The organism is Ezakiella sp. (assembly GCF_034180565.1).
GTDB lineage: Bacteria > Bacillota > Clostridia > Tissierellales > Peptoniphilaceae > Ezakiella.
Genome location: NZ_JAXFOB010000004.1, coordinates 1 through 13587, shown reverse-complemented (window position 1 = coordinate 13587; position 13587 = coordinate 1). Strand labels below are relative to the sequence as shown.

Sequence of the window (13587 nt, the reverse complement as noted above, 5' to 3'; positions counted from 1 at the left end):
TTAATCACCATCCATTTCTGAAAGAGAATCCAATTCCTTAAGAAGCTCTACAACCAAATCAAAATCTTTGTCATTTGTGGCACTTTCAATTTTTTTATTTAGCACATCTTTTTTATCAGATATATACTCTCTTTTAATTCCATCAACGACATCGTTAAAATAATTTATTGTAGGCTCCTTAATCTCAACATGAGATAACATGGATTTCACTAAATTCTCACCCAATTCATTTTCGTTAATAAGGCTTTTTGTAAACTCATCAACATCTATCTTTTCTTTTTTCTCGTATTCCTTAAAAATTCTTTCAATCAAATCCGCATAACTTTGATTATTTATATAATCTAAAACATTAAGTTTTTCAGCTTCCACCGCAAAAACTTTGTCAGTAATAATATAGCTTACAAGTATTTTAATAAACTTATTCGAAGCTTTTGGAATTGTATATGATTTTACATCATAAGCATTTGCAACAAAAACTTCATTGTTTTTTGAGAGCTCTTCCATAAGTAGATTCTTGTCTATATTATATTTTTTCGAAATATCTTCGACATAAATTGACTGTTCTACTTTCGACGGAATAGTTTTTATAAGCCCTGAAACTCTTCTTATAAATTCTATAAAATCATCCCTTCGATTTATATCGAGGTCGTGTTTGTAAAACGAAACCGTAAAATCAAAAGCAGAAACGGCATCTTGAAGCAGTGCATCAAACTTATCTTTTCCAAACTTGTCAACATATTCATCAGGGTCCATATTATCAGGTATTACAACAATTTTAGGAACTACCCCGATATTTCTAAGAATCTCAATATCTCTCACCGTCGCTTTTTGTCCTGCAAAATCGCCGTCAAGACAAAGATATACTTCCTTACCATACCTTTTTAAAAGCGTCGCCTGTCTGTCTGTGAAAGCAGTTCCAAGTGCTGCTACTACGTAATTTATACCCATCTGGTGCAATTTTACAACATCTATATTGCCCTCAACAAGCATAATTCTGCTTCTGTCGCTCTTTTTTTGAACCAAATTCAGCCCAAATAGTAAATTGCCTTTTTTGAAAATAACACTATCTCTTGAATTGTAATACTTCGGCTCTCCATCTCCGACAATTCTTCCGGAAAATCCTACAACTCTTGATTTTAAATCTAAAATAGGAAATATCAGCCTCTTTCTAAACAAGTCATAATATGTTCCTCTTTTTTCGCTCTTTTGAATCAAATTGGCTGCCTCTATATCTTTTATACTAAATCCTTTTTGTGTCAGATGATTTAGAAGACCGTCCCATGAATCGAGTGCGAATCCTATTCCAAATTCAAGTACGGAATTAACATTAATATTTCTGTTTTTTAAATAAGAAATTGCAGCTTCATCCAATTTGATATTGTCCATAAAATAAAGTGCAGCTTCTCTATTTATATCATAGTAAACCGAATAATCAGCTTGTTTTTTTTGAAATTCAGCTTCTCCTAAATCAATGTGCGCTTTTTCCGCAAGTTCTTTTATCGCCTCGTTGAAATCAAGCCCTTCATACTCCTGTAAAAATGTAATTGCATCTCCACTTTTGCCACATCCAAAACATTTAAAATAATGTCCATCGGGATTTACACTGAAACTCGGCGTTTTTTCATTATGAAAAGGACAAAGTCCAACATAATTTCTACCCCTTTTTACTAGTGACACATAACTGCCGATCAAATCAACAATATCGACTGCGTCCTTGATTTCTTCAATTTTAGTATCACTTATAAACATATCTACACCCTTCTAATACCCGTCGGCAAAAACAGTTCTTCAAATTTCTCTATTGCGAACTGGTCGGTCATGCCCGCAATATAGTCTATAACCATTCTGTTTAAAGACTCTTTTTCATCATATATTTTTATGTGCTCACTGATAACGTTCGAATTTTTCATATAATACTCAAAAAGAAGCGACAGCATAATTTCAATTCTCTCGCCTTGAACTTTGCTTCTTTCATCAAGATAAACATTTGAAAACATAAATGTCCGTAGTTCATTCATCGCTGAGCTGATTTCATCACTCATCATAATTTTATTTTTGTCAGTAGAATTTATTATAACATCATTTACCATCTTGTCAATCCTGTCGCCGGCTGTATTTCCTAAAACCTTAACTATCTCTTTAGGGATATCGTCATTTGAAAGAACCCCCGCACGAATCGCGTCATCTATATCATGATTTATATAAGCAATTCTATCTGCAAATTTTACAATCTTTCCTTCAAGTGTTTCCGCCTCATCTGAGCCGCTGTGATTTTTTATTCCGTTTCGGACTTCATAGGTTAAATTTAATCCTCTGTTTCCTTTATGAGATTCCAAAAAATCCACAACTCTAAGAGACTGTTCATTGTGTTTAAAACCGGTGTCGGAAAGCTTGTTCAAAACCTTTTCACCTGCATGCCCGAAAGGCGTATGACCGATGTCATGACCCATTGAAATTGCTTCAACAAGATCTTCGTTCAAAAACAGAGCCCTTGCAATAGTTCTCGCAATTTGAGATACCTCTAAAGTATGAGTAAGTCTCGTTCTATAGTGGTCCCCAAGAGGTGCGATATAAACCTGAGTCTTGTGTTTTAGCCTTCTGAAACTCTTGGTGTGAATAATTCTATCTCTGTCCCTTTGGAACTCAAGTCTTACATCTGATTTGATTTCAGGTCTTTCTCTACCCTTGGAAGAATCAGAAAAAGTTGCAACATCTCTTAGATATTCATGTTCCCTTTTTTCCAAAATCTCCCTTATCATATTCTTCCAAACCTCTTTTCCATAATCTCAATAATTACAGCCGCCGTTTCTTCGATTGCTCTGTTTGAAACATCAATAACAGTACACCCAATCTTTTCCATAATGTTGTTTGCATAATCTATCTCTGCTTTTATTCTATCGAATTCTGAATACATTCCAACACTCGGCATACCAAGAGCTTTTAGTCTTTCCTCCCTTATATTCATCATTATCTCAGCGCTTGTTGTAAGTCCGAAAATTCGCTTCGGATCTTTCACGAAGAGTTCATCTGAAATCGGTACTTCAGGAACAAGCGGAACATTTGCAACCATATATCCTTTGTTGGCAAGATACATGCTTAGAGGCGTTTTTGAAGTGCGGGAAATCCCAATCAGACAAATGTCAGCTTTTCTAATACCTCTAGGGTCTTTTCCATCGTCATATTTTACAGCAAATTCTATCGCATCAACCGTTTGGAAATAAGTTTCGTCCATTTTTCTAAGAATGCCTGACTCTCTTATTGGTGTTTGGTGCAAAATATTGGAAATTGCATCGAGCGGTTCTTTCATAATGTTCACGGTAGGAATTCCGTATTCTATTGCAGTTTTCTCCAAATAGTCAGCGTGTTCTTCGTCAACAGTACTATAAATAATAACCGCCGGCAGATTTTTTGCTTCTTCAATCACAGACAAAATATGAGCCTTGTCTAAAATATAAGGATATCTTTTAATCTCATAATTACAGTTTGGAAATTGGGCAACGGAAGCTCTTGCAATCTTGCTTCCTGTCTCGCCTATAGAGTCGCTTAAAACAAAAATAGTTATATCATACATATTCTAAAACCACCTGTTCTTTAATTCCGTTTGCAACTTCTTGGAATAATCAGTCACATAACCTCCATTGTCATAAAAATCAAATAAATCCTGCAGCACTTCTTTATTGTTTTTTAAGAAAGAAATAAAATCGCCATCTATGTCATTAGTAACATCACCACTAACGAGTTCGCCGACTCTTCTTTCTTCCTCCGAGCTCTCATAGTCCATCGACTCGCTTGTCATAACCAAATTTCTGATTCTGAAAAGATTCTTTAAAAGACTTGTCTCTTCTTCATCCGCCGTTTCCGAAATTTCAATAAGTTTTTCAGTCAAATTTCCGAAATATTCATCGCATGACAAAATGTCATCCGATACAAATTCTGCTTTGACCCCAAGATTTCTTAAAATATTTTTGTATCTTTGAAGAAATAGGTCTTCTAAAATACTTTCAACCTTATTGTAATCAAATGCACCTATGCTTTCTTCTGTATAAACATAAAGTGCAATTTTAGTAAGAGTTGCGACACTTATTTCGAGTTTGGAATTTATAATGAGATTTAAAATCTCGTCAATCTTGTTTTTTACAAGCCTTATATTATAATCATCGGAAATAATCAAACCTACAATATCATCGTATCTATCTACAATTGCCAAAATATAACCTATTGAAGATTCAGGCATTTTGTTCATAGAGCCCGGTAGATACTGCTCCAATATAGCCTCTCCTATAACGCTATCATACTCCTCTTTTTCAAGCATTGTCTTTGCAACTATACCTTTTAATTGTGGATATTTTTTTACCGTTCTCGTTGCAAGGTCTGCCTTCATTAAATCAGCAGCTAAATATAGATTTTCTTCCATTTCTTTCGCAAGAGAAAGATTGTCGGCAACCTTTTCGACAAACATCTTAACTCGAGTCGTTTTATCATATAGATTTCCAAGTTGATCATACTTTGAAATCCAATTTAGTCTCGGAACATATTCTTTTAGTTCTAAAGCACTGTCTTTTTCGAATACTTCTTCAATAAGTCCCAAATCATAATCGAGAGAATTTTCATACATCGATTTTATTTTCTCTGATTTTTTGTTTTTATTGTAAGCTATAATGTACGAATTCGAAATTTTACCATCCTCAAATGCGAGTGGAATGCAAGCATCATATTTGTTTATTATATTAAAAACAAATTCTTCCGGTAAATCGTAATATTTTTCATCAAAATTCGCGCTCAAAAATTGTGGATTTTCAATTATCTTTGCAATTTTAATTAGTTTATCCCTGTTTGCAGTAAATTTCTTTCCAAGGCTTGCCGCTATTTTTGAAACCTGATTCCTGATTTTATTCACTCTGTCAACTTCATTAAAACCGACATATTTATCAAGTTTTTCAAAATAGTCATCAACACTATCTATCTCGATTTCATCGCACAGGTTAACGAGTGAAACTTTTTTTGAGCGGACATCTTCAATTTGAACATCTATTAACTCATCGTCCAGCAAAGCTAAAATATTTATTATCGGGCTGAAAAAAGTTATAGAACCTGTGTCCCACCTCATTTGATTCGGACTTTCAACCCCTCTAAGAATAGATGGTAAAAGCTCCGAAAGTTTATCTTTCAAATCGTCCCCGAATAAATCCGCCCAAATTACGATTCTTGTCTGACTCACAAAAATATTCAAATTTTCAGTTTTGAAAAACGATTCAAAATCGCTGGATTTCAAATATTCTCTTATATCTTCCTCGATATCTTGAAATATAACGACGTCCATCGGATTAGTTATAACTTCCATTAAAAACTTACTCATACTCTTCCTCCTTTGAAACGTCAGACTCAACAATTGCTTTTTGATTCAAATATTCATTTTTTATTTCAAAATATATTTCTCTTATTCTTTTCATATTGTCGATATATTTTTCAGAGAATATACCCGTCTTACCCTTTATAATTTCAACATCCTTATATGATTTTATAAGTGCGATATATGCAAGAACAAATCTCTTTTCTCTCAAATGTACTTCACTTTCAGAAATATGACTGTCAAATAAAATATTTTCATTTTCATAGTCCATCTCTTCAAAAATATAACTTGAAAATTCATTGTCCCTCAAATGTTCAACAGAAAAATCAATCGACTCCTCGTCTCCAAAAATATACGAAAGATTATCCAAATTGTACTCGATTATCAAAGGAACACTATCCAAATGTTCATCATTAATAGACTGAAAATATTTACACTTAATAATCAAAAATCCGTTTGCATAAATATTAGAATATGAAATGGTTGCTCCCAGAGAAGATTCGTGGTATTCCCCCGAGTTAAAAGTAAAAAGATAATCATCCATATTTCCAAATATGTGCTCTATCGATAGAAACACATCCTTGAAATTTACTGTGTATTTTCTTTGGTCAACAACTCTATAAATAGAGCTGACCGAGCGCTTTGTGCCTTGAATAGAAAAAGACATATCTCCAACATTCAAAATTCTTACATTCGCACCCGAAATAGAATTCGGATTGTCCAAGTGAAAAAACAGCTCACTATAACTTAAAACATCTTCATTAAGCTCAATGTAGTCCTCTCTGATCTCTCTCAATCCGAACTGCCTATAATAATTGTTTAACTCATCTACTAATTTCATCATATAACACCATTTAAAAATTTTTTTAGCTCCTCATACGAATTTAATTTATTTATACTAAAAGATAATTTAAAATAAAAAATAATTAAATCTAAAATCTTCATACTCGATTCATTTCCAACGTCGAACCTCATAATCTCAGACATCTCGGAAAAAAGTAATTTTTTAATAAGATTCGACTCTTCAAAACTCACCCGTCTGTAATGGCCTACCATCGAAGCCGGTTCGGCAACAACAATGCCGTCTTCGCAAATAACAAGTTCATCCTTGTTGTCGCTAATAATCGGTCTATATCCCATAAATGAAATATATTTTATAAGCCAAGCCGAAAAAAAGAGCAATTTGTTTTCTGCCTCCGATAAAAGCTCCAAGAATCTTTTCGTAAGCGGATAAACATTCGGAACACTGTAATTGTCAAGCATAGTCTTAATAATAATCTCGCTTAAAATCGAGCAAACCCTAAACGAAATCGGCTCCTTGTATAAATCCCCTGAAACTTTCGCACTATCGGCAAAATTAAAATAAAACATATTGTTCCCTTTATAAAGGTCGAAATTTGTAATTGAAAATAAATCGAAATATGGCATGACATTTTCTTTTCGCTTGAATGCACCCTTTGTCATAATACTGATTCTTCCATAATCATCGGTGAGTGCATGAGTTATAATACTAGTATCCTGCCATCTGATATTTCTTAAAACAATAGCTTCCGTCCTCATTTAATCCAACTCTTAACTATGCCGCTGTTCTTTCTCCAATTTTTTCTAACTTTAATATCAATTTTAAGACGAACTTTTTTGTTTGTAAACTCCTGCATATCTTTTCTTGCTGCATTTATAATCTTGTTTATCATATTGCCGTTTTTTCCAATAACGATCGCCTTATGGTTTTCGCGTTCAATATAAACAATATGCCTTATACTTATGGAGTCCTCGTCTTCAATATATTCTTCTGTTTCTATATTAATGCCGTGTGGAATTTCTTCATCCAGAAAAATCAAAAACTTTTCTCTCAAAATTTCTTCCATAATTTCCCTTGTCATAGTATCTGTAATCATCTCTTCGTCATAATACATCGGACCTTCAGGTAGCAAATCATAAATACCGTCAAGAAGCTCATCAAAACCATAACCCGTAACAGCAGAAACCGGATAAACATCTATAAATAAATCCAAATCCTTATATTTTTGAATGAGCATTTCGAGCTCATCATCTTTTAAAAGGTCGCACTTATTTATTATAACAATCTTTTTATTTTTGTCTTCGCGTGCCAAATCCAAGACCTTATTGTCGAGCCTTCCATTTTCCAATGAATTGTCCATAACATAAATGTCGAGATCTGCATCTTTCATATTGTTATAAATAATATTTTGCATCTCTTGACCCAACTTGTTTTTAGGGTCTTGAAATCCCGGATTGTCAAAGAAAATGATTTGGGCCCTTTCATCTGTATAAATGAACTTCATACTTTTTCTTGTGGTCTGTGGCCTATCCGTAACAATCGAAAGCTTTACCCCAATTAAATGATTTAAAATAGAAGACTTTCCTACATTTGGCCTTCCAATCAAATTAACAAAACCGCTTCTCATTATTCCTCCAATCTAAATCCGTGTGGCAATAAATCTCGAATCCTGTATGATTCTATATCCGATAAACTGTTAACTATTAAAACCTCGCACTCCGGCGACGTTTCATATATCACCTGTCTGCAAACACCACACGGAAACGTATCCGGACTCGAACCGCAAACAGCGATTGCACTATAATTCCTCTCGCCTGTTGTAAACATGCTGAAAATCGCATTTCTCTCAGCGCAAATAGTGGGAGAAAAACTTGTAATTTCTACATTAACTCCCGAAAAAATTTCACCTGTGTCTGCTAAAATTGCAGCACCGACATTAAATCCTGAAATCGGCGCATAAGAATTCTTTTTTGCGTCGATTGCCGCGTTCACAAGCTTTTTCATATTGTCATCTAATTTATCATAATCCAACTTCATACTTATCCAAACAACCTAAAAATAATTATTCCTATAATTATACCCAATAAGCCTCCATAAAAAACATCCATAGGTTTATGTATTTTTCCTTCGACACGACTTTCCGCGACCAATATCGCAAGAATATAAGCGAGTGAAATTACAAGAAGACTGTCCGAGTTGAAAGAAACAATCGTCGCTAAAAGAAATGAAACTGCAGCGTGTCCGCTCACTGTTCCGCCTTGAAAATAACTTCCTCTGCTCTTTGAGTACTTGCTTTTTAGCGCAATCACGAGCATTACTGTAAGGGAAAACGCAATAAATGTCAAATGAATCGGGCTTTGATGAATCGCACCCAAAACATTATTGCCAAGCGGCACGAGTCTATCATAAAAAAGCAAATACCCGACAAACGCTGCATAAAAAGCGGTCAAAAGTACCGCCCCTGCGGAAATATCTTTGCAAATTCGAATAAGCGGATGAAATTCACCAACCGAAGCATCAACCGCATACTCAAGCGCCGTATTTATTAATTCAGCAAAAAGCACAAGAACAATTGCACCTGTAAGAGCAATAAACTCCAGCTTCGAAAACTCGAAAACGAGTGCAAAAATCATCACAACGCCTGCAACTGCAAAATGAATTCTCATATTTTTCTCACTTTTAAAACTGTGAACTAAACCATTTGCAGCATTATTAAAACTTTTTAAAAAACTTCTCTTTTTCATAAAAAATCATCCGCCAATCCAATAAGTTATCATAAAGCAAAATCTCAAAATGAAAATAAAATAATTATCTACACAGTTCTATTATACCCATATTGACAAGTGTTTAATTCTTTTAATGAATTATAAATATAATACTTATAGTTTTACTTTATTGAAAAATTTTAAAATAAAAACAAGCCTTACATGTGCTTGGCTTGTTTCTAGATTGAATATTAAAACCGCGAAAGAATTCTTATATATCTCTCATAACTTTTTTCTCTAAATCTCGCATAATTCTCTTATCTCTTTTATTCATATGGTCATATCCCATAAGGTGCAAAATGCTATGACATGTAAGATACATAAGTTCTCTTTGAAATGAATTTCCATAGAGTTTCGCTTGCTTGGTGCAAACTTTTTTACAGATTACAACATCTCCCAAAATTCCGGTTTCCATATCCAGCGGAAAGCTTAAAACGTCCGTCACTCTATCGATTCCCCTGAATCTATTATTCAAATCTCGAATTTCTCCGGGCGTCACGATGCTCAGTGATATTTGAGTATAATATCTAAAATCGACAACTCTAAGTGTTTTCTCAATTATATTTTTTAGGCAATATAAATCATCGACACACAAAAATTGTGTGCCGGTTGATATGCTCAATTCAAATTTATCAAAATAAAAGGTTTTGTTTCCCCTTATTTTTCTCTCCAAATTATTCTTCATTTTTGTTTTCTTTTTCTTTCTTTTTTTCTTCTCTTATTTTTTCCAAACGCAAAGCTTCCTGTTCATATACTTCAATCACTTTTCGAACAAGCGGATGTCTAACAATGTCAACTTTTTGAAGTTCTTCGATTCCGATTCCCTTTGTGTGTCTCAAAAGTCCTATTGCGTTTTTCAGTCCACTCATCTTTCCTCTCGGCAAGTCGGTCTGTGTTAGGTCGCCTGTGATAACCATCTTTGATGAATAACCAAGTCTTGTCAAAAACATTTTCATTTGTTCAGGAGTTGTGTTTTGAGCTTCGTCCAATATTATAAAGCTTTTATCGAGAGTTCTTCCTCTCATATATGCAAGCGGAGCAATTTCAATCAAACCTTTTTCAATGTATTTTTGGTATTGTTCTCCGCCTATTATTTCAAAAAGCGCATCATAAACAGGCCTTAGATATGGGTCGACTTTTTCTTTTAAGTCTCCCGGCAAAAATCCAAGACTTTCTCCGGCTTCAACTGCCGGTCTGGTGAGTATAATTCTTTCAAATTGCTTGTTTCTAAACGCTTGGCAAGCAAGTGCGATCGCAAGATACGTCTTTCCGGTTCCGGCAGGGCCTGTCCCAAAGACAATGTCATTATTATTGATCGATTCAATATATCTTTTTTGCCCAATTGTTTTCGGGAATAGACTTCTGCCGTTTGCGGTGAATGCAATAGGTTTGTCATTTAGATTTAAAACCTCATTTTCCCTGTGTTCACGTGCAAGATCGATGATATACGAGATATCATTTAGATCAACATCTCCGTTCTTGCTTTTTTTCGAAAGCACCATGAGTACATTCTTTGCAATCTCGGAATTTTCTCCGTCGATTTTAAATGTATCATCGGAAATGGATATTTTTACATCCAATTTTTCCATTATGAGATTTATATTTTGATCCAATTGTCCAACTATGTTTTTTACAGTTAACATATCTTTAACTACAAATTCAGTCATTAAGTCTCCTTACTTCATTGAGACCGGCTCGTCCAATATCTCTTTCATTGCGACATATTTTTTTAGGTCCGCCTCATTTATATCTTCAAGAAATCTTGATTCATGTTCTTCTTTTTCATAAAGGGATTTTCCAAGTCCGTGCTCGATTCCACATTCGTTTTTTATCATGTGACTGTACACTGAGTCATCTGTATGCGGAATTGCGTTTTCCATACTTCTCGAATCAACTATAGCCGATTTTTTAATTTTTTTATCCGCATTTATCATTGGTTCGTTTTTCTTCTGGCTGATTTTCTTACGCTTTTCTTCGAGCTTTTTGTTCAAAGTCTTTTCCTTTTCAGATTCATCCGAAAATTCCGCCTCTGCATTTTTCAATAGCTTGGTCAATCTTGTCTTCATGTCTTCGTCTTTGATATTATCTATTCGACTCTTTATATTTTCAGTGCTATCTTTTTTTGGTATTTTTTTCTCTATAGTTTTCTTGTTATTATCATAAATTGAATCTACTATTTTTAAAATTATTAGGACAATCGCTATGAAATAACTCATTTATCAGATTTTACTCCGCCTATAGAATTTCTCATATCCGTGTCCGCTTTTATATTATTCAATTTATAATAATCCATAACGCCTAAGTTGCCTGATTTCAATGCTTCTGCAATTGCCAAAGGAACTTGTGATTCCGCTTCGACAACGAGCGCTCTTTTTTCTTGAACTTCCGCTTTCATTTCTTGTTCTTTTGCAACAGCCATTGCACGTCTTTCCTCAGCTCTTGCTTGTGCAATTCTCATGTCTGCTTCAGCTTGGTCTGTTTGAAGATGTGCACCGATATTTCTTCCGACGTCTACATCGGCAATATCAATTGATAAAATTTCAAATGCAGTTCCGGAGTCAAGTCCTTTTTCCAAAACTGTTGTTGAAATGCTGTCCGGATTTTCAAGAACTTCTTTGTGTGTATTACTGCTACCGACAGTGGTAACAATACCTTCCCCGACTCTTGCTATAATTGTTTCTTCGCCGGCACCACCGACAAGTCTTTCGATATTTGCTCTTACAGTGACTCTTGCTTTAACAATAACTTCGATACCGTCTTTACTTACAGCTGCAATATTCGGTGTTTCAATAACTTTTGGGTTTACGCTTACTCGTACAGCTTCCAAAACATTACGACCTGCTAAGTCTATAGCAGCAGCTCTCTTAAATTCAAGCTCAATATTTGCCCTTTGTGCAGCAATAAGCGCATCGACCAATGTGTCGACATTACCACCTGCAAGATAGTGAGCTTCAAGCTCGTCAAGTTTTAAATCCAAACCTGCTTTTGTCGCTTTAATCATTGGATTTATAATTTTTCTCGGTGGAACTCTTCTTAATTTCATTCCAACAAGGGTTGTGATTCCAACTTTTACTCCCGAGAAGAAAGCTGTTATCCAAAGTCCCAACGGAACGAATGAGAGAAATATTACTAATAGAATAAAAACCAAACCGACCGTGAAAATCGGTCCCAAACTACTTAAAATGTTGTCCATTTAAATCCTCCTTACATAAATTTTCATAGATTCAACTTTTATTACCTCTATTTTTGTATCCTTCGGTATAAATCCTTCGTAACTGTAGAGGTCGTATTTTTTATCATCAATTATTCCAAAACCGCTCGGCCTAAGAGGTGTTGTCGTAACTCCTCTCTTGCCTGTCAAGTCGGGAAAATCAACTGCCAGGTATCCGTCTTCCGTAGAACTTTTTTGGTTCAGAATGAATTTTTCCATTCCCTTTACCTTGTAACCTTTCTTGATGTAATAGTAAATGAGAAAAATTGCAATCAAAACTGTAAGTGAGAGTCCTAAAATTGTTGACAAAACATCGTCAAACGTTCCGTAAAATCCTACGCCCAAAAACGCAAGACCAAATAATCCGAAAACTTGGACTCCCGGAACCATAAGCTCCATGAAAAGCATGAAAATCCCGACCGTACTTAATATAAGATAAACAAAATATTTGTTATCTTTTAAAAGCACTATCGCTATGTATGCAATCATAAGCAATATACCCGCAACAAGATTAAATTTCTTATTGACAAATAGCGACGAAATAAGACACGCAACTGAAATTAAAAAAATCAGAAGCACTGCTAAATTCGGAATGTTTTTTAACATTTCAATAGTTTTATCCATAACTACCTCCTTTAATTACATATTACCCGAAAAAGGCATAGTTAAACTATTTAATTAAATTTTTACACAAAAATAGCCCACCTATTTTAGTGAGCCTAATTTTGCTTTCACCGCTTCAGATAATCTCTTAGCATCTACTCTAGATTCGCTTCTTTCCTTAGCCAATTTCATAACAGCACCCATGTCTTTCATGGATGTTGCTCCAACTTCAGCTACTACAGCACTAACCAAATCATTTAACTCTTCGTCGTCCATTTGTTTTGGTAAATACTCGGAAAGATATGAAATTTCTTCTTCCGTATCTTTTATAAGTTCTGCTCTATCTGTGCCTTTGAGAGAATCCAGCGTATCGTTTCTTTCTTTTATTTCCTTTTGAATCATCTGCATAATTAAATCATCATCAGCAGTCAATCTGTTGTCAACCTCATATTGTTTTATACGAGATCTGAGCATTGTGATGGTATTTTTTCTAAGAGTTTGTTTCTCTTTCATGGAAGTTTTTAAATCATCCATCAAACGTTCTTTTAATGACATAAACTAAAATCCTTTACGTCTCTTTTTTCTAGCTGCTTGAGATTTAAGTTTTCTTCTAACGCTAGGTTTTTCATAATGTTCTCTTTTTCTAACTTCACCCATTACTCCTGAGCGAGCACATTGTCTCTTGAAGCGCTTTAGAGCACTATCTAGGGATTCATTTTCTCCAACTTTGATTTCTGACATTTATCTTCCCCCCTCTCATAAGGTTATCCACAACACTCTATTTGGTATTATACACATCTTGATATAAAAAATCAAGTATTTATTCAAAATTCCAGCCTAATTTTTTTCCACCAAT

General features: G+C 34.5%; 16 protein-coding genes. All 16 read right to left on the bottom strand.

All coding sequences use genetic code 11. The features are described 5' to 3' along the window. Complete coding sequence (gene dnaG, locus SPI61_RS00310) at positions 1-1749, bottom strand: DNA primase (RefSeq protein ID WP_321136132.1); 1749 nt, start codon at positions 1747-1749, stop codon at positions 1-3. Positions 1750-1751: 2 nt separating this feature from the next. Further along, a complete protein-coding gene (locus tag SPI61_RS00305; protein WP_321136131.1) occupies positions 1752-2759 on the bottom strand; it encodes a deoxyguanosinetriphosphate triphosphohydrolase in 1008 nt (335 codons plus the stop codon). Beyond that, on the bottom strand, positions 2756-3571 hold the full coding sequence (locus SPI61_RS00300; RefSeq protein ID WP_321136130.1) for a pyruvate, water dikinase regulatory protein: 816 nt from the start codon (positions 3569-3571) through the stop codon (positions 2756-2758). Before SPI61_RS00300 ends, SPI61_RS00305 begins: the two co-directional genes overlap by 4 nt. A 3-nt stretch (positions 3572-3574) precedes the next feature. Further along, the gene (locus tag SPI61_RS00295; protein ID WP_321136129.1) at positions 3575-5356 is read right to left on the bottom strand and encodes a glycine--tRNA ligase subunit beta; all 1782 of its coding nucleotides are present in this window, start codon (positions 5354-5356) and stop codon (positions 3575-3577) included. Then, positions 5349-6194: a glycine--tRNA ligase subunit alpha gene (locus tag SPI61_RS00290; RefSeq protein WP_321136128.1), complete on the bottom strand. Its 846-nt coding sequence runs from the start codon at positions 6192-6194 to the stop codon at positions 5349-5351. Before SPI61_RS00290 ends, SPI61_RS00295 begins: the two co-directional genes overlap by 8 nt. Beyond that, entirely contained in the window at positions 6191-6910 is a 720-nt protein-coding gene (gene recO, locus SPI61_RS00285) for a DNA repair protein RecO (protein WP_321136127.1), read from the bottom strand. The genes SPI61_RS00290 and recO overlap by 4 nt, the downstream gene beginning before the upstream one ends. Further along, entirely contained in the window at positions 6907-7779 is an 873-nt protein-coding gene (era, locus tag SPI61_RS00280; protein ID WP_321136125.1) for a GTPase Era, read from the bottom strand. The genes recO and era overlap by 4 nt, the downstream gene beginning before the upstream one ends. Beyond that, complete coding sequence (cdd, locus tag SPI61_RS00275) at positions 7779-8189, bottom strand: cytidine deaminase (RefSeq protein WP_321136124.1); 411 nt, start codon at positions 8187-8189, stop codon at positions 7779-7781. Before cdd ends, era begins: the two co-directional genes overlap by 1 nt. Positions 8190-8191: 2 nt before the next feature. After that, positions 8192-8896, bottom strand: coding sequence for a diacylglycerol kinase (locus tag SPI61_RS00270; RefSeq protein ID WP_321136123.1), 705 nt, complete (start codon positions 8894-8896; stop codon positions 8192-8194). 232 nt (positions 8897-9128) lie between these two features. After that, positions 9129-9602, bottom strand: coding sequence for an rRNA maturation RNase YbeY (gene ybeY, locus SPI61_RS00265; protein ID WP_321136122.1), 474 nt, complete (start codon positions 9600-9602; stop codon positions 9129-9131). Next, positions 9592-10584, bottom strand: a complete 993-nt coding sequence (locus SPI61_RS00260; RefSeq protein WP_321136121.1) for a PhoH family protein — start codon at positions 10582-10584, stop codon at positions 9592-9594. The genes ybeY and SPI61_RS00260 overlap by 11 nt, the downstream gene beginning before the upstream one ends. Before the next feature lie 9 nt (positions 10585-10593). After that, positions 10594-10983, bottom strand: a complete 390-nt coding sequence (locus SPI61_RS00255) for a hypothetical protein (protein WP_321136120.1) — start codon at positions 10981-10983, stop codon at positions 10594-10596. Between the two features lie 146 nt (positions 10984-11129). Next, a complete protein-coding gene (gene floA / locus SPI61_RS00250) occupies positions 11130-12110 on the bottom strand; it encodes a flotillin-like protein FloA (protein ID WP_321136119.1) in 981 nt (326 codons plus the stop codon). After that, entirely contained in the window at positions 12111-12752 is a 642-nt protein-coding gene (locus SPI61_RS00245; RefSeq protein WP_321136118.1) for an NfeD family protein, read from the bottom strand. An 81-nt stretch (positions 12753-12833) separates the two neighbouring features. Next, complete coding sequence (locus SPI61_RS00240; RefSeq protein WP_321136149.1) at positions 12834-13265, bottom strand: GatB/YqeY domain-containing protein; 432 nt, start codon at positions 13263-13265, stop codon at positions 12834-12836. Positions 13266-13289: 24 nt separating this feature from the next. After that, positions 13290-13472, bottom strand: coding sequence for a 30S ribosomal protein S21 (gene rpsU / locus SPI61_RS00235; RefSeq protein ID WP_321136117.1), 183 nt, complete (start codon positions 13470-13472; stop codon positions 13290-13292). Between the last annotated feature and the right edge of the window lie 115 nt (positions 13473-13587).

Coding starts and splice junctions, on each gene's coding strand:
- SPI61_RS00260 (WP_321136121.1), bottom strand. CDS start 10,584: ATGACTGAATTTGTAGTTAAAGATATGTTAACTGTAAAAAACATAGTT.
- recO (WP_321136127.1), bottom strand. CDS start 6,910: ATGAGGACGGAAGCTATTGTTTTAAGAAATATCAGATGGCAGGATACT.
- rpsU (WP_321136117.1), bottom strand. CDS start 13,472: ATGTCAGAAATCAAAGTTGGAGAAAATGAATCCCTAGATAGTGCTCTA.
- SPI61_RS00305 (WP_321136131.1), bottom strand. CDS start 2,759: ATGATAAGGGAGATTTTGGAAAAAAGGGAACATGAATATCTAAGAGAT.
- SPI61_RS00270 (WP_321136123.1), bottom strand. CDS start 8,896: ATGAAAAAGAGAAGTTTTTTAAAAAGTTTTAATAATGCTGCAAATGGT.
- floA (WP_321136119.1), bottom strand. CDS start 12,110: ATGGACAACATTTTAAGTAGTTTGGGACCGATTTTCACGGTCGGTTTG.
- SPI61_RS00240 (WP_321136149.1), bottom strand. CDS start 13,265: ATGGATGATTTAAAAACTTCCATGAAAGAGAAACAAACTCTTAGAAAA.
- SPI61_RS00290 (WP_321136128.1), bottom strand. CDS start 6,194: ATGATGAAATTAGTAGATGAGTTAAACAATTATTATAGGCAGTTCGGA.
- SPI61_RS00300 (WP_321136130.1), bottom strand. CDS start 3,571: ATGTATGATATAACTATTTTTGTTTTAAGCGACTCTATAGGCGAGACA.
- era (WP_321136125.1), bottom strand. CDS start 7,779: ATGAGAAGCGGTTTTGTTAATTTGATTGGAAGGCCAAATGTAGGAAAG.
- SPI61_RS00295 (WP_321136129.1), bottom strand. CDS start 5,356: ATGAGTAAGTTTTTAATGGAAGTTATAACTAATCCGATGGACGTCGTT.
- SPI61_RS00255 (WP_321136120.1), bottom strand. CDS start 10,983: ATGAAGACAAGATTGACCAAGCTATTGAAAAATGCAGAGGCGGAATTT.
- SPI61_RS00245 (WP_321136118.1), bottom strand. CDS start 12,752: ATGGATAAAACTATTGAAATGTTAAAAAACATTCCGAATTTAGCAGTG.
- cdd (WP_321136124.1), bottom strand. CDS start 8,189: ATGAAGTTGGATTATGATAAATTAGATGACAATATGAAAAAGCTTGTG.
- dnaG (WP_321136132.1), bottom strand. CDS start 1,749: ATGTTTATAAGTGATACTAAAATTGAAGAAATCAAGGACGCAGTCGAT.
- ybeY (WP_321136122.1), bottom strand. CDS start 9,602: ATGAAGAATAATTTGGAGAGAAAAATAAGGGGAAACAAAACCTTTTAT.